Source organism: Aurantimicrobium sp. INA4, assembly GCF_027924525.1.
GTDB lineage: Bacteria > Actinomycetota > Actinomycetes > Actinomycetales > Microbacteriaceae > Aurantimicrobium.
In genome coordinates, this window is the sequence record NZ_AP027040.1 from 460,956 (window position 1) to 487,523 (window position 26,568).

Below are 26,568 nucleotides of genomic sequence, written 5' to 3' on the forward strand. Positions count from 1 at the left end.
CCCTAACTGAGGGTTTCCGGAGTTAAACCATCAGCCCATATACCGATATCTTTATCCGGTGAAGAATTCTTTGATTGCCCGCGGATTCGTCGCGCTGTTGTTGGTCATGGCATCTGTTTTTGCCGGGGTTACTCCTGCAAGTGCGACAGCTACTACGGTTACTTTCGATGGTTCCACGCCATCGTTTACGGCTGGTTCTTCCACACCTGTGATGAGCTTTCGGGTCACTCCGGGGGATAGCAACCCGTTCAACCGCATCAAAATTGCTGTTTACGACGCTGCTGGAACCAACCTGATTACCGCAGGTCAGAGCAACATGGGCTATTCCCCCAGCCAAGCAAGTTGTTTCACGGCACTCAATGCACCGCTTGTAGGGTGCACAAGAGACGGTGATGATGCTGGTTTCTTTGAATTCAGCAACGGCACAACGGGGTCTCAACTCATTCAGCTCAACTCAGGCTTGTTCACGTTGTCACCAACTGCTGGAAACTACACCTTCCGGCTGAGTATCTACAACGGAGGAACTGAGAATTCCTCGGCGACTGTGAACTTTTCAGCTTCGCAACCGACCACATACAACGTGACATTTTCTGCTGGCGGTGGTTCCGGCTCACAATCCTCATTCACAACAACTGGAACATTCACACTGCCTGCCAGCACGACGTTTACTCCCCCCAGTGGCAAAGTATTCGGTGGTTGGGTGGACGCTGCTGTCTCCAACACTGTGCTCACAGCGGGTTCGAGTTATACGGTGTCACAGGACACCAACCTGATGCCTGTGTGGGTAAACAGCGGAAACAACAATAACCAATCCACACCTTTCACTGTGAGCAATGTCAGTTTTGACAGAGGTTCTGCCGCGTCATTCTCCAGTCTTGCTGTGGGGGCAAATGTTCCCGCTTTCACAATGAATTTCAGTGGGTTTTCTGGAGGAGCCTCTGTTGATCAAATCAACTATGTGCTTGGGGATCCTTACAACAATGTTTTCTTCACAGTTCCTGGTGCTGTGACAAATAGCGGAAATAACTATCAAGCCTGGAACCCTGGCGCTTCAACCTGTGGCATAACAGGAATCCGAATTGGCGGGGTGGCTCAAAACTCCAACAGCGGAATTTCGTGTCTGAAATCGACTTACACAGCGAATGGAGTGACTCAATATTGGAACTCCATTAAGTTTTCGACACCCACCACAGCATCAATTTCTGTAGATACAGCAAGCGGTGTTTTTGTCGTTTCTCAAGCTGGCAACCTCAACTTTTTCGCAACCTTGTTCAACAACAGTGTCAGCCCACGTCTCATCTCCAATAATGTTCAAGCCTTTGATGCGTCTAGCCAAGGCTCCTCTTCACCCTCTGCTCAAGCTGACGCCGTTAGTTTCACTATTCCGGTTAGTCCCGGTCAACGCATTGTCGGCGAAGATGTGACGATTTCAGCAACAGATTTGGCTTTAAGCACTGATTATTCTGTCGTCCTACGCAGTACCCCACAGATTCTTGCACAGGGAAGAACGGTATCCAGTTCCTTCAATACGTCAGTGACTATTCCCGACAATCTGAAACCTGGATGGCACTCCATCACTTTCAATGCAACACGCTCTGACGGAGCAGCCATCACCGAAGTTGTCTATTTCAAGATCAACGCTGATGGAACCCTGCTAGCAACCTCGGAAACTATGCCTGCTGAACTGGCCCTCACCGGAATCGTAACCACCGGAGGAATTCCGTTAGCAATCATCGTCTTGCTCATGGGGTTTGCGGCCTTCTTCATTGCACGTGAAATCAACCCTGATTTTGTTCGAGTGATGTCGTTGGTTCGCGGACCGGACGGTCAACTAGATTTCGTCAAGCGACGGATTCGCTCAGAAGAACTCTAGGTTCTGCAGCTCACCTCGCTGTTAAGCTGACCTCATGAAGGCAGTCCAATTTGAGCAGTTTGCAGGGCCACTCGCCGTAGTTGACGTGGTGATGCCAACAGCTCCAGCCGACGGTGTTGTTATCGAAGTCAAAGCGGCTGGATTGTGCCGCTCTGATTGGCATGCATGGCAGGGTCATGATCCCGACATCACCGTATTTCCACACATCCCAGGCCATGAGTTTGCTGGTGTGGTTCACGAGGTAGGAGCAGAGGTTTCTGGTCTTGCTGTGGGAGACAGGGTTGTTTTTCCTTTTGTGTGTGGGTGCGGCCAGTGTTCGTGGTGTGAGAGCGGCAATGCCCAGGTGTGTCCAGATCAATGGCAACCAGGCTTTAGTGGCCCAGGCACCTATGCTCAGTTCGTCGCTATTCCACGAGCAGACTTCAACGCGGTGAAACTTCCCGATGAAGTGCCCTTCGATGTGGCAGCAAGCTTAGGTTGCCGCTTTGCCACGAGTTATCGGGCCATCAAGCATGTTGCTTCTGTGACGCAGGGGGAGATCGTTGCTGTCTTTGGCTGTGGCGGGATCGGTTTAGCTGCCGTCATGGTGGCGGCTTCCTCTGGTGCACAGGTCATTGCTGTGGACGTGAACGATGATGCTTTAGAGCTTGCCCGTATGGCCGGTGCTGCGCATGTAATCAATGCAGGGGATGGGCCTTTTGTTGAGGCAATCCATGCAGTTGTTCCAGGCGGTGTTGATGTCTCAGTCGATGCGTTGGGAAGTATAGAAACCTCGCGCACAGCAGTGGAAAGCCTGCGAGTGCAGGGACGCCACGTTCAAATAGGTTTATTGCTACCTGCCAAGATCGGAGACCGGGCTACTGTCCCCATGCATTTAGTGATTGGCAGTGAATTACAGGTGTTGGGCTCACACGGTATGGCAGCAGCTGCTTATCCGCAGATGCTCTCGGACATTGCTAACGGTGTTATCGCTCCAGGGCAGTTTATTACCCGCACTATCAGCTTGGATGAGGTTCCGGAAGCGTTAACCGCGATGAGCGAAGGTACTGAACCTGGCGTGACGATTATCGCGCCCTAGAAATTAGTGCAGGGCAGAGTTGAGGACAATGCCCACGCCAGTGCGCGAAGTTACCTCCACGGCACCGGTTCCCGAATTGCGGCGAAACAGCAAGTTGTTCACGCCAGAAAGCTCTTTAGCTTTCATCACGGTTGTGTTCTCACCATCAATGACGTTCACCTTGGTGCCAGCAGTGACATACAGGCCTGCCTCAACAACGCAGTCATCACCAATGGAAATACCGATGCCGGAGTTCGCTCCCAGAAGCGAACGCTGTCCAATCTTGATCTTCTCGGTTCCACCGCCGGAGAGTGTTCCCATGATGGAGGCACCACCACCGATGTCTGACCCGTCACCGACGACAACGCCTTGAGAAATGCGGCCTTCCACCATCGAGGTTCCTAGGGTTCCAGCATTAAAGTTCACAAAACCTTCGTGCATGACAACAGTTCCTGGAGCAAGGTGTGCACCTAAGCGCACGCGAGAGGCATCTGCGATGCGGACACGGTCTGGGGTGACGTAATCGGTTAGGCGAGGGAATCTATCGATTCCCTGAGCTTGAATACCCTCACGAAGAAGTCGGGGGCGAAGCGCACTGAAATCTGACGGATGTACAGGGCCAGCGTTAGTCCACACCACGTTAGGGAGTTGACCGAAGATGCCATCGAGGTTGATGGTGTTCGGAGCAACGAGAAGGTGAGAAAGCAGGTGCAGGCGAAGGTATGCATCTGAAGTGCCCTGTGCTGGTTCCTCTAGGTTGATCTCGACGGTGACGGCTTCCAAAGTGACCCGACGACGAGCATCCTCACCGACGAGGTCTTCAAGTTCGGCAGGAACAATCCACTTGTCACGTCCAGCAGGCAGAGTGCCTAGCTGTGGTGAGGGATACCAGGTATCCAATACGGTGCCATCTGAGGCAACAGTTGCGAGCCCGTAACCCCAGGCGTGCGTGTTTGTCTGCGAAGAAACCATGCCTCTAGGTTACCGGCGATAAACTTGGGGCATGTCCTCCACGCCAACGCTTGACCTGTTCCGCTCTAGCGTTGAGCTCACAGCAGACATTTGCAACATTGAGTCTGTTTCAGGCAATGAGCACGCCCTCGCAAATGCGATAGAAGCAGCACTGTCTGAATATGCGCATTTGGATATCTTCCGCAATGAAGATGCTGTCGTGGCACGAACCAACCTTGGTCGCTCGCAACGCGTCATTATTGCTGGGCATATCGATACCGTTCCGGTCAACAACAACCTTCCGGTTCGCTACAGCGAAGAAGAAGGCGCCCAGTGGTTGTGGGGCAGGGGAACAGTAGACATGAAGGCCGGTGTTGCTGTTGCGGTCAAACTTGCTGCTGAACTGACCGAACCGGCCTATGACATCACCTGGATTTGGTACGACCACGAAGAAGTCGAGTCCTCCCTCAACGGGCTTGGACGCTTGGCTGTGGTGGCACCTGAGTTACTCACCGGCGATTTTGCCATTTTGGGGGAACCATCCAACTCCACCGTTGAGGGCGGTTGCAATGGAACTTTACGTGTAGAGGTGCGCACGCACGGTGTTCGTGCACACTCAGCCAGGGCGTGGATGGGCGAGAATGCGATTCACAAACTTGCTCCAGCCTTGGCTGCCTTAGAGGGATACAAACCCGCAACAGTCACAGTCGATGGTCTGGACTATCGTGAAGGACTGAGTGCAGTGGGGATTTCTGGCGGTGTCGCAGGCAATGTGATTCCCGATGCTGCTGTCCTTACTGTGAATTACAGGTTTGCTCCAGACAAGTCTGTGGATCAAGCTCTTGTTCACGTGCAAGATGTGTTTGCCGGGTTTGAGATTGTTGTTATTGACAGCGCAGAGGGCGCGAGGCCTGGTTTGACTGCTGCCATTGCACAAGACTTTGTCGCTGCAGTGGGAGAAGAACCCAAGCCCAAATATGGCTGGACAGACGTCTCACGTTTTTCAGCGCTGGGAATCCCTGCAGTGAACTTTGGACCGGGCGACCCTTCCCTTGCCCACACTGATGATGAGCGCGTCTTGACATCACAGATTGAGTCCTGCGAGCAGGCACTGCGCACCTGGCTCACTCAGGCCTAAAGGACTCTCAGGGGATGGCACGTACACGACTGGCCTGGTGGATCAAGGTCAGCTTAATCTTCCTGCTTGGCCGAGCTATCTCTACTGCCATGCTTCTTGTGTTGGCAGGCCAGCAAGCTGAAAACGCGTGGACAGGGGCACAGCCCAGTCTCTGGGATTTCTCTTCGATGTGGGATGGTCGCTGGTACAACATCATTGCTGAGGTTGGTTATCCAACGCAGCTTCCAGTCACTGAAGATGGCCATATCGCCGAGAACGCGTGGGCGTTCATGCCGGTTTATCCCGCTCTGGTGCGGGGAGTGATGGTGCTTACCGGACTGCCGTGGAATATTGCTGCCATCATCATCACGGTGGTGTGCGCTTATGTGGCTACTTTGGTGTTCTATCAACTTTTGACCCGTTTCGTTCCCGCACAACAGGCCCTGTTCGCCGTGCTGTTGTTCTCGGTGGCCCCGGTTTCACCGCTATTCCAACTGGCTTATGCAGAGTCGATGCAGCTGATGCTCATAGTTATTGCGCTGTATCTGTTGGTGCGGCGTAAGTATGCCTGGATGATTCCGGTCGTTCTCGTCTTGTCTGTAACCCGTCCCGGATCTCTCGCCATTGCATTGACGTTGGTGCTGCATTGGATCTATCGCGCGGTGCAGAAAGCACGTTTCCCTCTCAAAGAGAAAGTCCTTGTGGCCGCAGTTGCAGTGATTGCCGCACTTTCTGGGGTTGTCTGGTTGTTTATTGCCGGTGTGGTCACAGGTATGCCTACGGCATACCTCGAAACTGAGTTAGCGTGGCGCTCTGCCTACATTGGCTACCAAGAGCTCGTTCCGTTTACACCCTGGATTTTCGCCGCCCAGTGGTGGACAACCAACTTCGGATATCCCGAAGTTGCTGGTTATGTGTTGCTGGCAGCACTCGTGATCGGCTTTGTCATCTTCTTGTTCACCCCCGCTATGAAGCGTTTGGGTGTCGACATTCGATTCTGGCTTATCAGCTACGCCCTCTACCTCCTGGCTGTCTTTTTCCCTCAGTCGAGCACCTTCCGTTTGCTTGCACCACTCTTCCCAGCTTTAGGAGCTGTTGCAGCCCCGAAATCGAGGGTGTATCGCGTCACCATGACGGTCTTGTTCATCGCGTTGCAGTGGGGCTGGCTGTTGATTTGCTGGCGTATTGATGGATACGACTGGAGTCCACCTTAAAACTTGTCCAAAACGACGGATTCCGAAGTTGTTTGGGGCATAGCTGTGGTTTTTGAGTAGTAAACAATGCGAGATAATAGAAGTACACAAAGTAAGTGAAAGGGGTGGCCTAAATGGCTGCAATGAAGCCACGGACCGGCGACGGTCCCATGGAGGCTGTCAAGGAAGGTCGCCTGATTATTGTGCGCGTTCCTCTCGAGGGTGGTGGCCGTTTGGTCGTCTCCGTCAACGACGCTGAAGCAAAGGAGCTTCACGACGTACTGGCCAAGGTTGTAAACCCCGCCTAGTGTTAACGTCTCAACGAAAGAACCCCCGCTGATCACAGCGGGGGTTCTTTCTTGTGAAGTGTAGTTAGGAAATCTTGGTGAACTGCAGCAGACCGTCACCTGCAGGGGAGAGGGCAACGACGATGTTCTCCGATTCTTGAGCGACGGTAAGCACGGCACGCAAACCGTTGACCTCTGCCGTGCGCTTCGCTGGGTTTGCTACGTCGCCGTCGTGCAGAATGTGAGGAACGAGCACAGTTCCACCCACACGAACTAGGCGCAATGCGTGTTCTACATTCTGTTCAACCTGGTTGGGGTCCCCATCCACGAGGACAACGTCGTAGCTGTTCTCGTTCATGCGAGGAAGAACATCAAGCGCCTTACCTGTAATGAGGCGAACGCGGCTGGCGGGGAAACCTGCTTCAGTAAAGAATTCACGAGCCTGCTCGTGATATTCGAACTCAAGGTCAATCGAGGTCAGGGTTGCCTCAGGAGCACCGGAAAGAAGCCACAAACCTGACAGACCACAACCGGTGCCGATCTCAATCATGTTGGTGGCATTTGTTGCGGCAGCAACTAATGCAAGCTGTGCTCCAACAGCCGGACTGATGGGGTTTAAACCGTGTTCGAGGGAAATAGCGCGGGCCTGTGCCTGGGTGTTCGACTCAACATCAAATTCGTTGAGGAACTTCCACGTTAGTTCGTTGTGTGTCACGTCAATCTCCTTGGGCTTAAGCGTAGAGCTTACGCATGCTTTCGGAGCGGTATTCTCGTAGTGTGTTCGGTTTGACCTTCGAGAAATTACTCATCATTGGGGTAATTGCTGTCTTTGTGATTGGTCCTGAACGTCTGCCTGCGTACTCCGCAAAATTTGGTCAGTTAGTGCGCAAGCTCAAAGAAATGACCACGGGCGCAAAAGAACGCATCAAAGAAGAACTCGGTGACGATTTTGATGAGGAAGAGTGGAAGAAACTCGACCCTCGCCAGTATGACCCACGTCGAATTATTCGTGAGGCACTGTTAGACGATGCTCCACAGTCTGCTTCAGTAATTGCTCCTGCTGCGGTTTCGAAGAAAGTGGTACCTCGCGACGTCAACGCGGCTACCCCCTTCGATATCGAAGCTACCTAAACAGCTCTGTGGCAGCCGGCCAAGTGATCGTCAACCAGACCGGCAGATTGCATCAGCGCATACATCGTGGTGGGGCCAACGAATCTAAAGCCCAATCTCTTGAGTGCCTTACTGAGCTGTTCTGATTCTGTTGTGACAGCAGGAATTTCTGCCAATGTTTGGTAGCGCAACTGTTCATCTCCAGCACACGCGTTTGCGCGCTGCCTCGACAACGGTTGAAATGACCAGATGAGATCATGGAGCGCACCTGATTGCTGCGCAATCAACTGCTGAGCTACCTGTGCATTTGAGATGGTTGCTTCGATCTTTGCTCTGTTGCGAATGATGCGTTCATCACGCATAAGGCGTTCCACATCATCTGGAGTGTAAGAAGCAACGGCATCGATATCAAAGTTGTGAAATGCATCACGAAACCCTGGTCGACGTTTCAAGATGGTGATCCAGCTCAGACCAGCTTGGAAGCCTTCGAGGGAAAGCTTTTCGAAGAGATTGTGATCACCGAGAAGCTTCACGCCCCACTCTTCATCGTGATAGCGAGCGTATTCGGGATCAGTACCAACCCAGCCACAGCGAGCTAAACCATCGGCACCAATTTCGAGATCGTTGTAGGCCATCTACTTGTATTCGATACCTTCGATATCCAGAAGCTGAATCTTGGTAGGAACCCCAGAACCACCGGAGTAGCCGGTGAGCTTGTTATTCCCGGCCAGTATACGGTGACAGGGGACAATTATCGGCACTGGGTTGGCGCCCACTGCGCCACCAACCGCACGAGCTGCCTTGGGATTGCCTGCACGGGCAGCAAGATCACCATAAGAGGCGTGGCCACCATAAGGAATGGCCAGAAGTTCATGCCAAATGGCTTGCTGGAATGGCGTACCAACGAGTTTGACCGGAACATCAAAGTCTTTTCGTGTGCCAGCGAAATACTCGCCCAGTTCCTTGGTCGCTTGGGTGATGACAGCATCAGGGTTACCTGGACGACCACCATGTTGAAGACGGCCGTGGGGTGTTCCTTCACCTTCAATGCTGATGTAGGTAATGGCTTCACCGTCGCTGGTGAGCTCGATGCGTCCGAGTGGGGAGTCAATGGTGGCAAAGGTTGCGCTCATGTGCTGATTCTTTCAGAGAAGGACGTAGGCATGCTGCTTTTGAGGTATGCCCGAGGAGAAAAGCCTGTTTGAAGCAAGATAATTCGCTCCAACTGGCGCGTAGATATCGACAGTGCAGCTGCATGGTCCTTAATGGTGTGTGCAGGATGTTGCTGGGCAAGAATCACTAATTGCGTAGTAACGAATTCGTGGAAGGCCTGGTGCGGGGTAGTGAGCTGATCTGGTCTGCATCGTTTACAGGGACGTAAACCGTGAACCTGGGCTTCCTGCGTTGAGTTGAGATACACCACGTTCTCTGGCCGTGGAGTTCGTGATGGGCAGCCAAAACGACAATAGATTCCAGTCGTGGTCACTCCATAGAACTGTGGTGTGGGCATATCCCCATTCTGGCGCGATTATGTGCTTGAGGGTATTTACGCGTGCGACATCTCATTCACACAAAAGTGGGGGCGCCGCCTTATGCAGACGACGCCCCCAGTTGGGATACTGACATCTTGCGGATGATTTCGTCAACCTCCGCCAGAGTCAGAGTCTCAATGCTTAGACGATGCGAGCACCCTCTTTGAGGACACCCTCAAGGATTTCACGCATTTCAGCGAATTCCTTGGGGCCAATCGTCAGCGGTGGTGCAAGCTGAACAACGGGGTCTCCACGGTCATCTGCACGACAGAACAGACCTGCGTCATAGAGGGCCTTGGAAAGGAATCCGCGGAGCAAGCGCTCGGACTCGTCGTCGTTGAAGGTTTCCTTCGTCGCCTTGTCCTTGACGAGTTCGATTGCGAAGAAGTAGCCGTCACCACGAACGTCACCGACGATGGGGATGTCCAAGAGCTTCTCGAGCTCAGCACGGAATAGTGGCGAGTTGGTGCGCACGTTCTCGTTGAGCTTCTCTTCTTCGAAGATGTTGAGGTTTTCCAAAGCAACAGCTGCTGACACGGGGTGACCTGCGAAGGTGTAACCGTGAGGGAAGTAGCTGGTTCCCTTGGAGAAGGGCTCATAAATCTTGTCGGAGATGATGGTTGCACCGATAGGGGAGTAACCACTGGTCATACCCTTTGCGCAGGTGATCATGTCGGGGACATAACCGTAGGCGTTGCAGGCAAACATTTCACCGATACGACCGAATGCACAAATAACCTCATCGGAAACCATGAGCACATCGTGCTTGTCGCAGATTTCGCGGACACGCTGCATGTATCCGGGAGGTGGAGCAAATGCACCACCGGAGTTCTGCACGGGCTCGAGGAAGACAGCCGCAACAGTGTCGGGACCTTCGAACTCGATCATTTCTTCAATGCGGTTAGCTGCCCACTGACCGAATGCGTACAGGTCATCACCGTGCTGTTCAGCGCGGTAGAAGTTGGTGTTGGGCACGCGGAAGGTTGAAGGAACCAAAGGCTCAAACATTTCCTTCATCGCAGGGATACCTGTGATGGAGAGAGCACCCTGAGGTGTTCCGTGGTAGGCAACAGAGCGAGAAATCACCTTGTGCTTGGTGGGCTTACCCATCTTCTTCCAGTACTGCTTAGCAAGCTTGAACGCAGTCTCTACTGCCTCACCACCACCGGTGGAGAAGAAGACCTTGTTCAAATCGCCTGGCGCATAGTCAGCGAGGCGATCTGCAAGCTCAATCGCGGAAGGGTGTGCATAAGACCAGATGGGGAAGAAGGCGAGTTCTTCAGCCTGCTTCGCAGCAGCTTCAGCCAAGCGCTTGCGTCCGTGACCAGCCTGAACAACGAACAGACCAGAGAGGCCGTCGATGTAGCTCTTGCCCTGGATGTCAGTGATCATGTGACCGTCACCCTTGACGATGATGGGTACACCGTTCTCGTGCATCACTGACTGACGAGTGAAGTGCATCCAGAGGTGATCATTGGCCTTCTTCTGAAGGTCCTTGTTGTTGTATACCGGTGCGGTGTATGGCTTATCTGCCGATACATGCGCAGTGGGTGCAGCAACGTGTGCTGCTTCTGTTTTCTTCCGTGATGTGAATAACGGCATTTTTTATCGCGTTCCCCAGTTGTATAACTGTTTGTGGAGCTTGAGGTATACGAATGTCTCGGTTGAAACAACGCCCTCAAGCTTTCGGATCTGCTCATTCAGAAGATTGATCAAATCATCATCTGACTCGCAGACAACTTCAGCCATGATGTCGAATGATCCTGCCGTGAGAACGACATAATCAACCGAATCCATGGCGGCTAATTGGTCAGCAATTGCACGGGTGTCCCCGGAGCAGCGCAAGCCAATCATTGCTTGACGATAGAACCCCAATTGCATGGGGTCTGTCACGGCGACAACTTGCATGACGCCAGCATCAGTGAGCTTTTGGACACGTTGGCGCACAGCTGCTTCAGAAAGACCAACAGCCTTGCCGATTTCGGCATAAGACCGGCGTCCATCTTCCTGCAACTGCTCGATGATGGCCTTGGAGACCTCATCGAGTTGTGCATTACGTGACTTAGAGTTCATGGGCTTGATTCTGGCACTAAAAATCAACCGAGGCAAGTGAAACCGCAGAAATTTCTATCAAAAACTACGAAATCCACAGGATTACCCTTTATTTACTATCGTTATTCGTCATATGCTGTCTTTATGAGTGCACACACTTTCACCAACTTTGTTAATGGCAAATTCGTCGAATCTAGCTCTGATGAGCGACTAGAGATTCTGAACCCGGCTACCGAAGAGGTTTATGCAACCAGCCCGGTCTCTAATGAGAAGGATGTTGCCGACGCTTACAGCGCCGCGGCAACCGCTTTCGAAAGCTGGGGCGAGACCACCCCGAGCGAGCGTTCGCTTGCGCTGTTCCGAATCGCGGATGCCATGGAAGCTCGCGCACGTGAGTTCGCCGAGGTCGAGTCCAAGGACACCGGTAAGCCACTCGAGACGCTCGTGGAATACGAGATCATGCCTTCGGTTGACCAGATTCGTTTCTTTGCCACCGCAGCCCGCCACCTCGAAGGCAAGTCCGCGGGCGAATACATGGCCGATCACACGTCCATGATTCGCCGTGAACCTATCGGTGTCATTGGTCAGGTCACGCCCTGGAACTACCCCCTCAACATGGCGGTGTGGAAGTTCGCTCCTGCTATTGCTGCCGGTAACACCATCGTGCTCAAGCCCTCTGACACCACTCCTGCCTCCACCATGCTGCTGGCGGAGATGGCCTCAGAATTTCTTCCCGCGGGTGTCTTCAACGCGGTGATGGGTAACCGTGACACTGGAAAAGCCATGGTGGAGAACAAGATTCCACAAATGATCTCCATTACCGGTTCTGTTCGTGCCGGTATGGAAGTAGCCAAGAGTGCAGCGACAGACCTCAAGCGCGTTCACCTAGAACTCGGCGGCAAGGCCCCTGTCATCGTCTTTGACGATGCCGATATCCCTTCAGCGGTCGAAGGAATTGTGGGTGCTGGTTACTTCAACGCTGGACAGGACTGCACAGCAGCAACTCGTTTGCTGGTGCAAGAAGGCATTTATAACGAGTTCATGGCAGAGCTGGTCAAATATGCACGTGCTAACGCGATCACCGGTTCACCTCTTGACCCCACCACCATGTTTGGACCGGTCAATAATGTGAACCAGCTTGCTCAGGTTCAGGGTTTCATTGAGCGTTTGCCAGATAACGCTGTTATTGAATTAGGTGGTCAACGTCAGGGAGATCAGGGTTACTTCCATGAAGCAACCATCATTTCTGGGCTCAAGCAAACCGACGAGGCTATTCAGAACGAAATCTTCGGGCCCGTGATGACTGTGCAGAAGTTCACTGATGAAGCGCAGGCACTGACCTGGGCGAACGACGTGAACTACGCTCTAGCGTCCTCTGTGTGGACTCAAAACCACGGACGTGCGATGCGCATGGCAAAGAAGCTGGACTTTGGTTGCGTGTGGATCAACACTCACATCCCCATCGTTGCTGAAATGCCTCACGGTGGTTTCAAGCACTCCGGTTACGGCAAGGACCTCTCCGGATATGGCTTCGATGACTACACCCGCATCAAGCACGTGATGAGTTACATCGGAGACTAAGCCGGTGAAATACCCAGGTTGATACCTGCACGAGATGGCCCGCTGTGAGCAATCACGCGGGCTAACTCGTTAATGGCGTGTGCGGCAGGGTCTGCTGGGTGAGTAAGCACAATAGGTGTCCCCTCATCTCCGCCTTCACGCAAACCCAAGCTCAGCGGAATTCTTGCCAGAACTTCCACCGGCTTGTCTTGGCCAATACTGAGGTCGTTCGCGACTGGTTCTGCGCCGCCTTGGCCAAAGAGAGCGAGAGCTGAACCATCTGGCAAGACCAGGGGGCCCATGTTTTCCACCACACCCAGGATGCGTTGGCCTGTCTGGCGTGCCACGACGCCGGCACGCACGGCAACCTCACTTGCAGCACTTTGCCCCGTCGTCACCACGAGCACCTCGGCATTGGGTAGTTGCTGACCGACCGTGATGGCCACATCTCCGGTTCCAGGTGGCAGGTCTAACAACAAGAAGTCGAGGTCGCCGAAGTAAACATCGGTGAGGAACTGCGTAATGGTGCGCTGCAACATCGGTCCGCGCCACGCAACAGCAGCATTAGCGTTCTCCACGAACATGCCAATGCTGATGACCTTCACATCGTGACCAACAGGGGGAACAATCATGTCATCAAGTCGCGTGGGCTTAGCGGCGACACCGTCCGGAGCTAGCCCCATCAAAGCAGGAATCGAGAAACCATAGACATCAGCATCAAGGATTCCCACGCGGAATCCTTGATGTGCCAAGGAGGCAGCGAGATTCGCTGTGAGGGTTGATTTGCCCACGCCACCTTTTCCACTGGTGACAGCAATGACACGGGTGAGGGTGCCAGGGCCGAACGGGTTCTGCTTGGGACCACCGGGACGAAGGTGTGCGAGGAGTTCAGCACGCTGCTCAGCGGTCATCACTTGAATATTGACTTCAACGTGGGACACCCCCCTCACGCTGGCTGCGGCAGCACGAACATCGCTTTCGATTTTCTGTGCTGCAGGGCAGCCAGCAATTGTGAGGCGAACTTCGACCTGAGCTAGGCCATTGTCAGCAGAAACTGCACCAATCATCCCCAACTCTGCCAAGCTGCGACGAAGCTCGGGATCAATGACTGATCCCGCAGCTTCGCGAACAGCTTTAGAGAGATTAGTCACGTGCTAGTTGGACGAGCGGGAAGCAGGACGAATTGCTGGCTTAGTTGAGGCCTTTTTGGCTGCAGGCTTAGCAGGAGCTTTGGCAACAGGCTTGGTGGAGGAAGGGGCTTCTTCCTTCTCCAGCTCTTCCAAAAGAGCTCGAAGCTCAGCTTTGATGAAGTCCTTTGTTGCTACATCCTTCATCGCCAAACGCAGAGCAACAACCTCGCGAGCAAGGTATTCGGTGTCCGCAAGATTACGCTCAGCACGCTGACGGTCCTGCTCGAACTGCACCCGGTCACGGTCATCCTGACGGTTCTGTGCAAGCAGAATCATCGGTGCTGCGTAGGAAGCCTGTAGTGACAGGATCAGTGTCAGTGCGGTGAAGCCGATGGCATAGGAGTCAAAGCGCCATGCAGGTGGTGCAAAGGTGTTAAAGCCCATCCAAACAATGGCAAAGATGGTGAGACCCAGCAGAAACCAGGGCGTACCCATGCCGCGAGCGATTGCTTCAGTGAAGCGCCCGAAACGGTCACGAGAACGGTTGGGGCGTGGGTTGAGCGCGCTAAAGCCTTTGGGGGAGTCGAAGCTTTCATCGTGACGGTTGAATCGTGCCATATCAGCCCCTCCTTCCTCGGCTTGCGGGCTTAGCTGCTGGTGCAGCGCTCTTCTTTACAGGACGCTTTTTGGGCGTGCGTTTATTCGGTGTTGTTTCTGTTTCGTCATCATCGTGACTACGCCAGTCATCTGGCAGCAGGTAGTCAAGAACGTCATCGACGGTGACCACACCAACAAGGCGGTGGTTTCCATCAATAACTGGAACAGAAACCAGGTTGTAGCTGGCCAAAATACGTGACACTTCAGGCGCTGGAGTATCTACCGAAATGGGCTCAAGACCTGGATCGATGAGAGCCCCGAGGCGCTCGTGTGGGGGATAACGCAGCATGCGCTGGAAGTGCACCATTCCTAAGAAGCGACCGGTAGGTGCTTCATACGGAGGCAGCGTGATGCAGACTGCCGCTGCTAATGCAGGAGCAGTCTCATTGCGGCGAATCATGGCCAAACCTTCAGCAACTGTGGACTCAGCCGAAAGAATGATGGGCTCAGGCGTCATCAAACCACCAGCGGTATCAGCACCGAAGCTCAGCAGAAGACGAACGTCATCAGCTTCCTCAGGCTCCATCAGCTCAAGGAGGTGCTCACCACGCTCTTCAGGTAGTTGAGCAATGAGGTCGGCAGCATCATCTGGTTCCATCTCGTCGAGAACGTCAGCAGCACGTTCGTCGTCGAGTTGGGCCATGATTTCGACCTGGTCGCTCTCGTCCATTTCTTCGAGGACGTCAGCAAGGCGGTCATCTGGAAGTTCTTCGGCAACCTCGAGCATGCGCTCCTGGGGCAGATCCAGCAACGTTGTTGCCAAGTCGGCAGGGCGCAGTTCTGAGTAAGACGCAATCAGCGCTTCAGCAGATTGTGATTCACCGTCGTTAGTCTTCTCGGTAACAAGAGACCAGGGAACAAGTGCCGTGGGACCCTTAGCAAAAGGGGCACCGCTTTGACGGGGACGGCGAACAAAGAGCTGGTTGATTTCCCACTCGCCTGGACCGGTTTCTTCAATCGAGGCATCCTCGATGATTCCTTCACCGGAGCCGTCGTTGAACGTGACCTTGCGGCCTAAGAATTCAGCCAGAAGGCGAACTTCACCACCACGCTGTTCAAACTTGCGGTCAGAAATTGGGCCGGTGGTGATGACCTGTCCACTGCCGATGCTAGATACGCGACCAATCGAGATAAAGACACGACGCTTACCGGGAAGTTCTGCCAACAGACCAACCACGCGGGGAGCATTGTCCTTGCGGTACACCACGAGGACATCGCGAATGCGACCCAGGCGGTCACCCGCGGGGTCGAATACGCCACTACCAGTCAGGCGCGCAACAAATACTCGTGTTCCAGTCACGTCTCTAACTTAGCCCGTTAAGGCCTGTTTTCGCCCCTTGAGAGGCGCAAACAGGTGGTGAATTCTGCGTTTAGATCAGTGCATCACTGAGGTGGTTGGGTGTACCAAAGCGGTGTGCTGTGATGCTCACTGCTTGCTCGCGCAAGAAGGGCAACATTTCAATACGACCTGCTAGCAGCACCGGTCCGGCGTAGACAGCCAGGTCAGGGCGACCGTTGGTTGCTGCAGTCACCTGCGATGCACTTCCCCCGATAAGGCGAATACGAGCATTTGTCAGGTCTGTTTCTGCCAAGCTGGCCAGCCAGGACTGGTCTGAGCGCTGGTCTACACGAATACCGGTGGCTTGCAGTGCCCACAGGTACTTCTCGCCCAATGTGGTGGGAACAGAGATGGTGAAGTCTGATTCGGCACGTAGTGCAGCCAGCACAACTCGGAAGAGCTCTACCGGGTTTCCCTGCTCCATCAAGCGAATCTTGGTGGGAACGCTACGGTAACGGAACACGTTGCGCTCCACTCCCAGTCGGGAAACATCAATTGCCTCGCCGAACTCGGTGGCCCAGGCGAACTGGTCCAGGCTCGCTGCTTGGCGTATCCAGGACAGTTCCCCACCATTGAGAGTTTCTGAGCGCTCAATAGCGTCAATGAGGGTGGTGACAAACTTCGAGACGGGAGCAATACCAATGTCTTGCGTGGGAGCAATTTCCCAGTTACCTAAGCCCATGAGGTAGTTCGGTCCACCAGCTTTGGTGCCGGCGCCAACAGCAGACTTTTTCCAGCCACCAAAGGGCTGGCGTTGCACGATGGCACCGGTGGTTCCGCGGTTGACGTAGAGGTTTCCGGCTTGGATGTTCTCCAACCAGAGCCCAATCTCATCTGAGTTGAGAGAGTGCAAACCTGAGGTGAGACCGTAATCGATGGCATTGACCATGTCGATGGCTTCTTCCAAGGTCTTTGCCGTCATGATTCCGAGAACGGGGCCGAAGTATTCGGTCAAGTGATATTCACTGCCTGGCTTGACACCATCGCGCACACCAGGAGACCACAGCTTGCCGGAGTCATCGAGTTGTTTGGGTTCAACGAGCCACTTCTCTCCCTTGCCCACAGAGGTCAATGCGGAGAGCAGTTTGCCCTTGGCCGGTTCAATGATGGGGCCCATCTGGGTGGTGGCATCCTGCGGGTAGCCAACCTTGAGGCTGGCCACACCGTCAAGAAGTTGGTTACGGAATCGCTGTGAAGTGGCCACAGAACCGACCAAGATCACCAGCGATGCTGCCGAACACTTCTGACCGGCGTGACCAAAGGCAGAGTAAATGACATCTTTTGCCGCCAAGTCGAGGTCTGCGCTCGGCGTGACAATGATGGCGTTCTTTCCGCTGGTTTCTGCCAGTAGAGGCAGATCATTGCGAAGTGAACGGAACAGCTCAGCAGTTTCATAACCACCGGTGAGGATCACGCGGTCAACCCGGGGGTCCGACACCAGCTTGCTGCCCAGGGCACGATCGCCCATGTTGACCAGTTGGAGTACATCACGAGGAACACCGGCCTCCCAGAGAGCTTCCACCATGACAGCGCCGCAACGTCGTGCTTGTGCTGCAGGTTTGATAATCACAGGGGACCCTGCAGCAAGAGCTGCCAAAGTGGAGCCTGCTGGGATTGCGACAGGGAAGTTCCAGGGTGGGGTGACCACGGTCAGTCCGGCTGGAACAAAGCTGGCTCCGGAGATGCGCTCGAGCTTCTTTGCCTGCTCGGCGTAATAGTGAGCGAAGTCAATTGCCTCGGTTACTTCAGGGTCGGACTGGTCGAGAGTCTTCCCTGTTTCGCTGGCAGCAACTTCCATCAGTTCTGCGCGGCGTGCTTCGAGAACTTCACCGGCACGGTGAAGGATCTCTGCACGCTCCGCTGCAGATTTCTGTCGCCAGCTCGCACCGGGGCCGGTCGCGGTTGCGAAGACCTGCTCAAGCTGTGCTTCGGTGGTGATGGTGTGCTGCGCAACGGTCTCATTGCCCAGCTGAGACGAAGCTATACGTGAAATAATTCCATCACCCCAAGCACGGTTTGCGGCAATGGCGGGGTCAGTATCGGCAGCATTCTTGAACGAGTCAGTTGGCATAGGCTCTGAAGGCTTGGAGCGGTCCTGGACGCGGTGCGAGGCAGGAACAGTGTCATCGAGTTCTGCAAGTGAATTCAAGAAACGTGTCTTTTCACGTTCAAACAGCGCTTCGTTAGCGGCAAGTTCAAACACGGCAGACATGAAGTTGTCCTGAGAAGCACCCTCCTCAAGGCGGCGAATCAGATAGGCAATAGCGACATCAAATTCTGCGGGGTGGACTACAGGGGTGTACAGCAAAAGTCCGCCGACGTCCTTCTTTACCGCTTCGGCCTGGCCCTGAGCCATGCCCAGCAACATTTCGAATTCGATTCCTGACTGCACGTCACGCTTGTTTGCCAGAAGCCAGGAGTAAGCAACATCGAAGAGGTTGTGGCCGGCAACACCAATGCGGACATTCTGAATGCGCTCTGGGTGTAAGGCGTAGTTAATCACGCGCTTGTAGTTGGTGTCGCTGTCCTGCTTGGTGTGCCAGGTCGCTAGAGGCCAGTCGTACAGTGCTGCCTCAACGCGCTCCATGGGAAGGTTGGCTCCCTTCACCACACGAACCTTGATGCCGGCACCGCCGCGCGCGCGGCGCGCAGCAGACCACTCCTGGAGCTGCATCATGGCAGCAAGAGCATCAGGCAGGTATGCCTGGAGCACAATGCCTGCTTCCAAGTTGAGCAGCTCTGGACGGTCCAGGATGCGCGTAAACACAGCAATGGTGATGTCGAGATCTTTGAACTCCTCCATGTCCAAGTTGATGAACTTAGGAGTTGGGCTTTCAGCAGCAAGATGGAACAGGGGAAGTAAGCGTTCAACCACATGCTCTACGTCCTGCTCAAAAGCCCAAGCAGAGTGAGGTGCAACAGTGGAAGAAACTTTGATGGAGACATAGTCGACATCATCGCGTGCCAGAAGTGCGCGTGTGCCTTCCAGGCGGCGAGCTGCTTCGCGCTCACCGAGGACGGCTTCACCGAGCAGGTTGACGTTGAGGCGAATGCCTGGCTTACGGAGCTTGGCAATAGCTCCACCGAGCTTGGCGTCTGTTGCATCCACGATGAGGTGACCAACCATGTTTCGAAGAACCTTGCGAGAGATTGGAATAACTACTCCTGGCATCAAAGGCGCAAATGCGCCACCGAGACGCACCGCGGCACGCATATACCAGGGGAGGAAGCCAGGGACCTTGGGGGCAAGTTCTCGTAGGTTGTGTGCTGCGACCTTGAGATCTTCGGGGCGAACGACGCCATCGACGAAGCCCACGGTGAAGGCCAGACCTGTGGGATCTTTCAATACTCCCGCGAGCATGACGGCACTTGCATCAACAGGAAATCCTTGTGCTTCGGTCAACCATTTGCGAACAAGAGCGATGGAATCGTTGGCCAGTTCAGGGGAGAATGCGTCTTCGGTCATGATTACAGTCTGGTGGGCAAAAGAGTTTAGATAAAGCGCACATTAGTTACTATTACTCATTAGTATTACTTAACTATTGAGAGGTGCTCATGCTTGATCTGCGACGACTTCGTCTGCTGCGAGAGGTCAAGCTACGCGGCACCCTGGCCGAGGTAGCTGAGGCCCTCAACTACAGCCCTTCTGCTGTGTCTCAACAACTCGCGCTCTTGGAGAAAGAGGTGGGCGTCCCCTTGCTGCGCAAGAGTGGACGCCGGGTTATCTTGACGCCGCAAGCAGAGATTCTCGTCAGTCACACCTCCACGGTGCTGGAAGTGCTCGAGCAAGCAGAATCAGAAATCACGACGTCGCTGGAGCGCCCTGCCGGTTTAGTTCGACTCGCCCTTTTCCAATCAGCAGCCCTGGCATTACTTCCAGAGGCATTGACGCTATTAAAGAAAGAACATCCGCAGCTTCGTTTAGAAATAACCCAGCAAGAACCAGAAGCAGCACTGCATGCCACATGGGCAAGAGACTATGACTTGGTTATTGCTGAGCAATATCCCGGCCATGCTGCTGCTCGGCATCCCGAGTTGGATCGTATTGATCTCACAACTGACCCCATACGACTAGGTGTCTCCTCGAAACTCAGGGCAGAACATTCGATTTCGTCACTTGCTGACACTGCTGGGCTTCCCTGGGTCATGGAGCCACGCGGAACGGCATCGCGTCACTGGGCAGAACAAGCCTGCCGCCAAGCAGGTTTTGAACCTGATGTGCAATTTGAAACTGCCGACATTCAAGCCCACATCCGCTTGGTCGAGTCCGGTAACGCCGTTGCGCTCCTGACAGGTCTTGCCTGGGTTGGACGAAAGGTGACCGTTGATCTCATTGATCTTCCCGGCAACCCGCTCAGAACAGTGTTCACGGCAGCACGCCGAGCTAGTGCGGGAAGCCCCGCTATTCAGGTCTGTCGGGATGTTCTCTCAAGAACTGCTGAACTGGTTAACCCAGCCGCGCGTTAACCGGAGACTTCCACGCCCACCACAGCAACAACAGCTGCAAAGGCAGACGAACAAACGCGATAACAGTCAACAGGGTGTTCCCGGCCCCGATCGTGCTGAAGGCAAACCAAATATTGGCAGGCCAGATAGCGAGCAGAGTCAGCACAGTGACCGTGGGTGCCCACCGCGCTCTCAGGAGAAGGCCGACAACACACACCAGCTCGACCACGCCACTGACATAGACAACGCCGAGGTTGACTCCTTCGCCCAATTCGGGTGGCATCAACCACAGAAATCCTTGAGGAGTAACAAGGTGGAGAAAACCGCTGAGACCTAACAGCGCAATGACTATCCAACTACCAACACCGCGCTTGGTCATAGTTACTTCCGCTTCTTCTTGGCCAGTGACCCTGCTTTGAGTTGCGCTGCTTTAGCTGCCTTGGTTGCCGCCACATGGGGGGCGAGCCAGGCCTCAACGTCATCTGCTGTTCGAGGAAGTGCAATGGTCAGGTTTTCCGCACCGGTGGCGGTCACCAAAATATCGTCCTCGATGCGCACACCGATTCCGCGATATTCCTCGGGGACAGTAAGGTCATCGGGCTGGAAATACAGGCCAGGTTCAATCGTGAAGATCATGCCTTCCTTCACGATGCCGTCCATATACATTTCACGGCGGGCTTGAGCACAGTCGTGCACATCAATACCGAGGTGGTGACTGGTTCCATGCACCATATAACGCCGGTGATGCTGGTTTTCGGGAAGAAGTGCCTCTTCGGCAGTGACAGGAAGAAGACCCCACTCTGCGGTTTTCTGGGCAATAACAGCCATCGCGGTGTTGTGCACATCACGGAAAGTAATCCCCGGCTTCACAATGGCGAAGGCAGCATCTGCGGCCTCGCGCACGGCTTCATAAACCTTGCGCTGAACTGGGGTAAAGGTGCCACTGACGGGCAGTGTTCGCGTCACATCAGCGGTGTAATAGCTGTCGCGTTCAACACCTGCATCAATGAGAATGAGGTCGCCCTCATTCACAATGCCGTCGTTAGTGACCCAGTGCAAGATGCAGGCATGCGCACCACTGGCAGCAATAGTGCTGTAACCAACACCATTACCCTCCAACCGAGCGCGGGAGGCAAAAGCTCCCTCGACGAGACGCTCTCCGCGAGTATTCCCAGCAACTGCTGGCAGAACACGAGCAATATCTGCAAACCCGCGAATACTGGAGGCTACTGCTTCGCGCATTTCCGAGATTTCATACTCGTCCTTGACCAGACGCATCTCGGAAAGATCGCGAGCAAGGTCCTCAGAAATTTCGGTCACGGACTTGTCTGCTTCCGGAAGCTCATCGAGGTGCTTGGTTGAAATACCCAGATCACCGGCAACCTGAACTAAGGAAGGCCGTGGGCCTATCCAAAACTCACCAATGTCACTGTTTGCATAAAACTCATCCGAATCACGACCTGCGCGCTCGCGGAAATACAAAGTTGCTGTGTGACCTGTGGCAGTAGGTTCCATCACCAACACAGAATCAGGTTCGCTGTCTGAACCCCAACCGGTTAGCCAACTAAATGCTGAATCAGCACGGTACGGATAGAAGGTGTCATTACTACGACGTTTCATTGGCCCGGCAGGAATTACAATGCGCTTTCCCGGGTGAGCTTTGCTCAGTGCCTCACGACGCGCAGCGGCATAGGAGGCCTGTTCACGCGGTGAGGGAATCTGCTCTGGCCGATCTGCCCAGTTGCTCCCGATGTATTTCTGGAAAGTATCTGATGCCGGAGTTGTCGACCTGTTTTCAGTGCCGAGAGGGGCTTCGTGCTGGGCATCTTCCGCGTTCATGCTTCTAGTCTGTCACCGTATGGTGGGAAAAGTCTCAGCTTGTCCCCAGCCAGGCATAGAGTGAAAGGGTGGAAGCTTTTTTACGAGCCCAAAGTCCAATCGACTTGCACCTCCACAGCAATGTTTCAGACGGGACTGGCTCACCAACTGAGGTGGTGCGTGAGGCACACTCTGCTGGTGTGCGCACTATGGCGTTGACAGACCACGACACCACTGCAGGCTGGGATGAAGCGAGTGAAGAATGCCTGCGTTTGGGGATGACTTTCATCCCAGGTATGGAGTTCACATCTCGTATTGAACACGGCAGCATCCACATCCTGGCCTATCTGTTCGACCCCAACTATGCACCTTTGGTTCACGAGCTCAAGAAGCTCCAAAGCGACCGCGAAAATCGTCTTCGCCAAATGACAGAAAACGTCTCCGCAGACTACGACATCACCTGGGAACACGTACTCGAGCAGGTCTCAGTCTCCGGGAAATCTGTAGGTCGCCCTCACCTTGCTGATGCTTTGGTTGCTCGAGGCATTATTTCTGAACGCAGTGAAGCATTCTCAGGAATTCTTTCCAAAGATGGCCCGTACTACGTCTCCCAATATGCCCTCGACCCTGTTTCTGCCGTGAAACTGATTAGAGCTGCCGGTGGTGTTCCTGTGATGGCTCACCCCACCACAAAGGGACGCGTAGCTCCAATGGAATACATCGATCGCCTGATTGAAGCAGGTCTGGGCGGTTACGAAATTGAACACCGGGAAAATATGGAACCCGGCAAAACGATTCTTCGTGAACTGTGTGTGGAGCGCGGTCTGATTATCACCGGTTCCAGCGACTACCACGGCACAGGTAAACCCAACCAGCCAGGAGAGAACACCACTTCACCTGAAATGCTTGCACGAATTATCGAGCAAGGAACAGGTTCTGAACCGAGCTATCCAGAGTAAAAGGCAGATTTGCCCTTAACGGCTGAAGCAATACTGGGAATGTTGCCGTCACCGTAGGCGGCAATAACTTCTGTGATCACTACCTGATAACCGTCATACCAGCGAGCAACTTTCCCTTTTGCTTCACGATGATTTCCAAATCGGGCTAGTTCAGTAAGTGCTTCTTTAGTTTCGAAGTAGTAAATCGAATTCTTGATATCCGTCTCGGGTTTAACCCACTTTTCCACACCCAAAAAACCGGGAAGCTCAGCGACGAACTGTTCTATTGAGTCATCGAGGACATGGAACTCGTCATCGTAGGTTCCAGGATTAAATATGAACTGGACGGCGTACATAGGTCGGCTTCCAAATAGAGTGAACAGTATGCCTAATCACAGTACAGTGACCCCCGGTCATCGTTCTGCAGTAGAAAACATATCTTTTGGTAAGAAATATGCCGGCCTCATTTTTGGCTTTATTGGTATTGCTTCCTTCTCTTTCTCTTTGCCCATGACAAAGATTGCTTTGCTGGGATTCCCTCCGGTCTTTCTGGGTGCTGGCCGGGCTGCAGTTGCGGCAGTTATTGCTGCAGTTGTCCTCGCGGTGACGCGCTCCGCTCTCCCACGCGGAATGCAGTGGGTTCGATTGGGAATTGTTGCGCTCGGGGTTGTGGTGGGCTTCCCGTTTTTCACCTCCTTCGCGCTTGAGCATGCTCCAGCCTCACACGGTGCCGTGGTGATTGGTTTACTCCCCGCAGCAACGGCAGTCGCTGCTGTCATTCGGGGCAAAGAACGCCCCTCGAAAACCTTTTGGGTCGCATCGATACTTGGGGCAATATCAGTTGTTGTCTTCTCAGGACTCACATCAGGAGCCGGATTCTCACTCGAGCTGGGTGATGTGTTCTTCTTGGCTGCAGTGGTGATGGCAGCAATTGGTTATGCCGAAGGCGGCATTCTTTCTCGAGAAATTGGATCATGGCAAACCATTAGTTGGGCACTGATCGTTGCATTGCCTGTGATGTTGCCCATGGCCATCACGAGTGTCTCTGGCTTGGATTGGGAAGGTGTCCCCGCCCTAGCGTGGATTGGTTTTGCCTATATCGCGGTGATCTCGATGTATCTAGGATTCTTTGCCTGGTATCGAGGACTCGCTATTGGGCCCATGGCGTCAGTGAGTCAGATTCAACTACTACAACCACTTTTGACGATTATGTGGGCAGCACTGTTTTTTGGCGAGAGTGTAGGTTTCGCCGAGTGGGTTGCAGCTGCTGCAGTTATCGCGTGTGCAGGGGTTGCCGTTCGGGCTCGCGTGAAAACTGCGAGTACGACATAGCTACCAGTGAATCCAGCCGAATTTGCCAGTGCCTGCAGCAATGATGATGCAGTAAAGAGCAAAGAAGACGGCCACAACACCCAAGATTTTGAATTGATGATCCATGGTGAAGCGGAACATTTTGTCTAATAATTCTTCGGCTCGTTCGCCACGAATGAGTCTCCAAATCGGTGGCAAGATTACCCCGATTAAGGCGATGAGATAAACCAGAAGCGCTGTTGGAATTTTGAACCACAAATCCACTTTGCTTGCTGCTATGTCATGCAAAGCGGGAATGAGGAGGGCAAAGCTAGTGACGTCCTTAATGCTCAGAGCAAAAGCAACGCCGAAAAAGGTGATTGGGCGGGCTTTATTGAGGCCCGCGGTGAGACGCATTTCGGAACTCTTGGCAAGTTCTGGGTGAGGCATAAACAACCAGGTTGCTGATGCGCCCAACACGATGCCGACAATCAGCCAAATAGCTCCACTGAGCGGCGAATCTTGGCCTCTGTTATCCGCAGGTAACGAAGCAAACCCGAACAATAAGAGAGAAATAGCGATTGCGAAAGCAAGCCCGGCACCAACTCCCGTCGCAATTGTTCGGGATATCCACCGCGGAGAAACTGCTGCCACAAGTTGCAGTCCGAAGAGTGAGGGAGTGAAGGCGGCGCCAATAGCCAACGGAATCACTCGGAAAAGTAACTCTATTTCTTCCTTACCCATAAAAATTAGCCCTGAGTTGAGCCCAAACCTGGGCCACGGCGACGGGTGCGATTGCGTGTGCGCGACGGGTTGTTTCCGTCATGGTGTTCGTCTCCGCGGCCATCGTGTGCTCCACCGGCTATGCCGTGGCTGCCCTCAGGGCTGACGTGCTTAGGTGGGTTGTTTGTTCGACGACGGTTTCGCTCACCGCCACCTGACTTCTGACCACCCTGGCCTTCACGTTGACGACCAGTGTGGCCTTCTGCCGTCTTGGTCGGAGGAGTGGACTTGAGTCGACCCTTCGCATCTGCAGGGATATTGAGGTCTGTGTAGAGGTGTGGCGAGGAAGAGTAGGTCTCGGTTGGTTCAGGCTGACCAAACTCGAGAGCCTTGTTGATCAGTGACCATTTGTGGAGGTCTTCCCAGTCCACGAAGGTGACTGCGGTACCAGTTTTCCCAGCGCGACCGGTTCGGCCGGCGCGGTGCAAATAGGTTTGATCTTCATCAGGAATGGTGTGGTTGATCACGTGAGTCACGTCATCCACATCAATACCGCGAGCGGCAACGTCGGTGGCGATGAGGATGTCTTTCTTGCCCGACTTGAACTGTGCCATGCCACGTTCACGTTGTTCCTGGTTGAGGTCACCGTGCACCGCCACAGCAGGGAAGCCTCGGTCGGTGAGTTCTTCGACCAAGCGTGAGGCTGCACGCTTTGTGCGTGTGAAGATGACGGTCTTGCCACGGCCTTCTGCCTGCAGAATGCGGGCAATGACCTCATCTTTGTCCATGTTGTGGGCGCGATAAATGACGTGCTTGATGTTCGCTTGAGTAAGACCCTCATCTGGATCAGTTGCACGAATATGAATAGGGCTATTCATGAATCGACGAGCCAGAGCCACAATGGGTCCTGGCATCGTGGCTGAGAAGAGCATGGTGTGACGCTTGGGAGGAGTCTGCGAGAAGATCTTCTCAATATCTGCCAAGAAGCCGAGATCTAACATCTTGTCTGCTTCATCGAGCACAATTTCTTGAATTTCGGACAGGCTCAACAGACGCTGATTGGCGAGGTCGAGCAAACGTCCCGGGGTTCCCACCACAATCTGGGCACCAGCCTTGAGCTGTTCAACTTGGCCCTCATAAGACTTGCCGCCGTAGATGGAGACAACCTTGGTTTCACGGTTGGAGGTAGCCAGTTCCATGTCTTCAGCGACCTGAACACACAACTCTCGGGTGGGTACAACTACGAGCACCTTTACGCCGGGGCCGGGGTTGGTTCCGAGGCGTTGAATAATTGGCAAGCCAAAACCAAAGGTCTTACCGGTACCGGTTTTGGCCTGACCAATAATGTCTTGGCCGCCCAGAGCAAGGGGGATGGTTTGTTCCTGAATCGGGAACGGTTCAACTATTCCCCGAGAAGCCAACGCTTCAACGATGTCAGCGTCAATGTTTAAATCTGCAAAAGTCACGTGTGTGCCTGTCGTGTTAAAAAGGTTCT

The 26,568-nt window shown here is 53.9% G+C and carries 26 protein-coding genes; 10 read left to right on the forward strand and 16 right to left on the reverse strand.

Features of this window, described 5'->3' with window-relative positions; genetic code table 11:
* Positions 1–58 precede the first annotated feature (58 nt).
* Both AINA4_RS02325 and AINA4_RS02330 read left to right on the forward strand, forming a co-directional pair.
* Positions 59–1,873 (forward strand): InlB B-repeat-containing protein, encoded by a 1,815-nt coding sequence (locus AINA4_RS02325; RefSeq protein ID WP_281787343.1) that lies wholly within the window; start codon positions 59–61, stop codon positions 1,871–1,873.
* Between the two features lie 34 nt (positions 1,874–1,907).
* On the forward strand, positions 1,908–2,951 hold the full coding sequence (locus AINA4_RS02330) for a zinc-dependent alcohol dehydrogenase family protein (RefSeq protein WP_281787344.1): 1,044 nt from the start codon (positions 1,908–1,910) through the stop codon (positions 2,949–2,951).
* Positions 2,952–2,954: 3 nt separating this feature from the next.
* Here the strand turns inward: AINA4_RS02330 and dapD are convergent, their stop codons facing one another.
* The gene (gene dapD, locus AINA4_RS02335) at positions 2,955–3,902 is read right to left on the reverse strand and encodes a 2,3,4,5-tetrahydropyridine-2,6-dicarboxylate N-succinyltransferase (protein WP_281787345.1); all 948 of its coding nucleotides are present in this window, start codon (positions 3,900–3,902) and stop codon (positions 2,955–2,957) included.
* A 31-nt stretch (positions 3,903–3,933) separates the two neighbouring features.
* Here dapD and dapE point away from each other — a divergent pair, with 31 nt between their 5' ends.
* The 3 genes from dapE (at position 3,934) to AINA4_RS02350 (ending at position 6,499) form a co-directional block, all read left to right on the forward strand.
* Complete coding sequence (gene dapE, locus AINA4_RS02340) at positions 3,934–5,019, forward strand: succinyl-diaminopimelate desuccinylase (RefSeq protein ID WP_281787346.1); 1,086 nt, start codon at positions 3,934–3,936, stop codon at positions 5,017–5,019.
* 14 nt (positions 5,020–5,033) lie between these two features.
* Positions 5,034–6,212, forward strand: a complete 1,179-nt coding sequence (locus tag AINA4_RS02345) for a hypothetical protein (protein WP_281787347.1) — start codon at positions 5,034–5,036, stop codon at positions 6,210–6,212.
* Positions 6,213–6,325: 113 nt separating this feature from the next.
* Positions 6,326–6,499, forward strand: coding sequence for a DUF3117 domain-containing protein (locus AINA4_RS02350; RefSeq protein ID WP_096381811.1), 174 nt, complete (start codon positions 6,326–6,328; stop codon positions 6,497–6,499).
* 64 nt (positions 6,500–6,563) lie between these two features.
* Here AINA4_RS02350 and AINA4_RS02355 read toward each other — a convergent pair whose 3' ends face one another.
* Entirely contained in the window at positions 6,564–7,193 is a 630-nt protein-coding gene (locus tag AINA4_RS02355) for a class I SAM-dependent methyltransferase (protein WP_281787348.1), read from the reverse strand.
* Positions 7,194–7,255: 62 nt separating this feature from the next.
* Here AINA4_RS02355 and AINA4_RS02360 point away from each other — a divergent pair, with 62 nt between their 5' ends.
* On the forward strand, positions 7,256–7,609 hold the full coding sequence (locus AINA4_RS02360; protein ID WP_281787349.1) for a twin-arginine translocase TatA/TatE family subunit: 354 nt from the start codon (positions 7,256–7,258) through the stop codon (positions 7,607–7,609).
* On the opposite strand, the gene AINA4_RS02365 is transcribed toward AINA4_RS02360, so the two are convergent.
* From AINA4_RS02365 to AINA4_RS02385, 5 genes are all read right to left on the reverse strand, one after another.
* The gene (locus AINA4_RS02365; RefSeq protein WP_281787350.1) at positions 7,606–8,223 is read right to left on the reverse strand and encodes a DNA-3-methyladenine glycosylase I; all 618 of its coding nucleotides are present in this window, start codon (positions 8,221–8,223) and stop codon (positions 7,606–7,608) included. The genes AINA4_RS02360 and AINA4_RS02365 overlap by 4 nt on opposite strands.
* Positions 8,224–8,721: a methylated-DNA--[protein]-cysteine S-methyltransferase gene (locus AINA4_RS02370; RefSeq protein ID WP_281787351.1), complete on the reverse strand. Its 498-nt coding sequence runs from the start codon at positions 8,719–8,721 to the stop codon at positions 8,224–8,226. It lies immediately after the preceding gene.
* Complete coding sequence (locus tag AINA4_RS02375; RefSeq protein WP_281787352.1) at positions 8,718–9,098, reverse strand: Ada metal-binding domain-containing protein; 381 nt, start codon at positions 9,096–9,098, stop codon at positions 8,718–8,720. Before AINA4_RS02375 ends, AINA4_RS02370 begins: the two co-directional genes overlap by 4 nt.
* Before the next feature lie 163 nt (positions 9,099–9,261).
* Positions 9,262–10,722 (reverse strand): aspartate aminotransferase family protein, encoded by a 1,461-nt coding sequence (locus AINA4_RS02380; protein WP_281787353.1) that lies wholly within the window; start codon positions 10,720–10,722, stop codon positions 9,262–9,264.
* A 3-nt stretch (positions 10,723–10,725) separates the two neighbouring features.
* Positions 10,726–11,193 (reverse strand): Lrp/AsnC family transcriptional regulator, encoded by a 468-nt coding sequence (locus AINA4_RS02385; protein ID WP_281787354.1) that lies wholly within the window; start codon positions 11,191–11,193, stop codon positions 10,726–10,728.
* A gap of 123 nt (positions 11,194–11,316) precedes the next feature.
* Between AINA4_RS02385 and AINA4_RS02390 the strand changes: the two genes are divergently transcribed.
* Positions 11,317–12,753 carry a gamma-aminobutyraldehyde dehydrogenase gene (locus AINA4_RS02390; RefSeq protein ID WP_281787355.1) on the forward strand — a complete coding sequence of 479 codons (1,437 nt, stop codon included), beginning with the start codon at positions 11,317–11,319 and terminating at the stop codon, positions 12,751–12,753.
* On the opposite strand, the gene AINA4_RS02395 is transcribed toward AINA4_RS02390, so the two are convergent.
* The 4 genes from AINA4_RS02395 to AINA4_RS02410 form a co-directional block, all read right to left on the reverse strand.
* Positions 12,750–13,883, reverse strand: a complete 1,134-nt coding sequence (locus tag AINA4_RS02395) for a P-loop NTPase (RefSeq protein ID WP_281787356.1) — start codon at positions 13,881–13,883, stop codon at positions 12,750–12,752. The genes AINA4_RS02390 and AINA4_RS02395 overlap by 4 nt on opposite strands.
* 3 nt (positions 13,884–13,886) lie before the next feature.
* Positions 13,887–14,480 carry a DUF1003 domain-containing protein gene (locus AINA4_RS02400; protein WP_281787357.1) on the reverse strand — a complete coding sequence of 198 codons (594 nt, stop codon included), beginning with the start codon at positions 14,478–14,480 and terminating at the stop codon, positions 13,887–13,889.
* Between the two features lies 1 nt (position 14,481).
* The gene (locus AINA4_RS02405; protein ID WP_281787358.1) at positions 14,482–15,819 is read right to left on the reverse strand and encodes a CBS domain-containing protein; all 1,338 of its coding nucleotides are present in this window, start codon (positions 15,817–15,819) and stop codon (positions 14,482–14,484) included.
* Between the two features lie 70 nt (positions 15,820–15,889).
* Positions 15,890–19,324 (reverse strand): bifunctional proline dehydrogenase/L-glutamate gamma-semialdehyde dehydrogenase, encoded by a 3,435-nt coding sequence (locus AINA4_RS02410; RefSeq protein WP_281787359.1) that lies wholly within the window; start codon positions 19,322–19,324, stop codon positions 15,890–15,892.
* A gap of 89 nt (positions 19,325–19,413) precedes the next feature.
* Here AINA4_RS02410 and AINA4_RS02415 point away from each other — a divergent pair, with 89 nt between their 5' ends.
* Complete coding sequence (locus AINA4_RS02415; RefSeq protein ID WP_281787360.1) at positions 19,414–20,325, forward strand: LysR family transcriptional regulator; 912 nt, start codon at positions 19,414–19,416, stop codon at positions 20,323–20,325.
* Here the strand turns inward: AINA4_RS02415 and AINA4_RS02420 are convergent.
* Together AINA4_RS02420 and AINA4_RS02425 are read right to left on the reverse strand one after the other, a co-directional pair.
* Positions 20,306–20,683: a hypothetical protein gene (locus AINA4_RS02420; RefSeq protein ID WP_281787361.1), complete on the reverse strand. Its 378-nt coding sequence runs from the start codon at positions 20,681–20,683 to the stop codon at positions 20,306–20,308. The two genes, AINA4_RS02415 and AINA4_RS02420, sit on opposite strands and share 20 nt — an antisense overlap.
* Before the next feature lie 2 nt (positions 20,684–20,685).
* A complete protein-coding gene (locus tag AINA4_RS02425) occupies positions 20,686–22,143 on the reverse strand; it encodes an aminopeptidase P family protein (protein WP_281787362.1) in 1,458 nt (485 codons plus the stop codon).
* Between the two features lie 68 nt (positions 22,144–22,211).
* Between AINA4_RS02425 and AINA4_RS02430 the strand changes: the two genes are divergently transcribed.
* Complete coding sequence (locus AINA4_RS02430; protein WP_281787363.1) at positions 22,212–23,081, forward strand: PHP domain-containing protein; 870 nt, start codon at positions 22,212–22,214, stop codon at positions 23,079–23,081.
* Here AINA4_RS02430 and AINA4_RS02435 read toward each other — a convergent pair.
* Positions 23,069–23,416, reverse strand: coding sequence for a hypothetical protein (locus AINA4_RS02435; RefSeq protein WP_281787364.1), 348 nt, complete (start codon positions 23,414–23,416; stop codon positions 23,069–23,071). The two genes, AINA4_RS02430 and AINA4_RS02435, sit on opposite strands and share 13 nt — an antisense overlap.
* A 28-nt stretch (positions 23,417–23,444) precedes the next feature.
* Between AINA4_RS02435 and AINA4_RS02440 the strand changes: the two genes are divergently transcribed.
* Complete coding sequence (locus tag AINA4_RS02440) at positions 23,445–24,392, forward strand: DMT family transporter (RefSeq protein WP_281787365.1); 948 nt, start codon at positions 23,445–23,447, stop codon at positions 24,390–24,392.
* Here AINA4_RS02440 and AINA4_RS02445 read toward each other — a convergent pair whose 3' ends face one another.
* Positions 24,393–25,094, reverse strand: a complete 702-nt coding sequence (locus AINA4_RS02445; protein ID WP_281787366.1) for a GAP family protein — start codon at positions 25,092–25,094, stop codon at positions 24,393–24,395.
* A 5-nt stretch (positions 25,095–25,099) separates the two neighbouring features.
* Positions 25,100–26,539, reverse strand: a complete 1,440-nt coding sequence (locus AINA4_RS02450) for a DEAD/DEAH box helicase (protein ID WP_281787367.1) — start codon at positions 26,537–26,539, stop codon at positions 25,100–25,102.
* Positions 26,540–26,568: the final 29 nt, after the last annotated feature.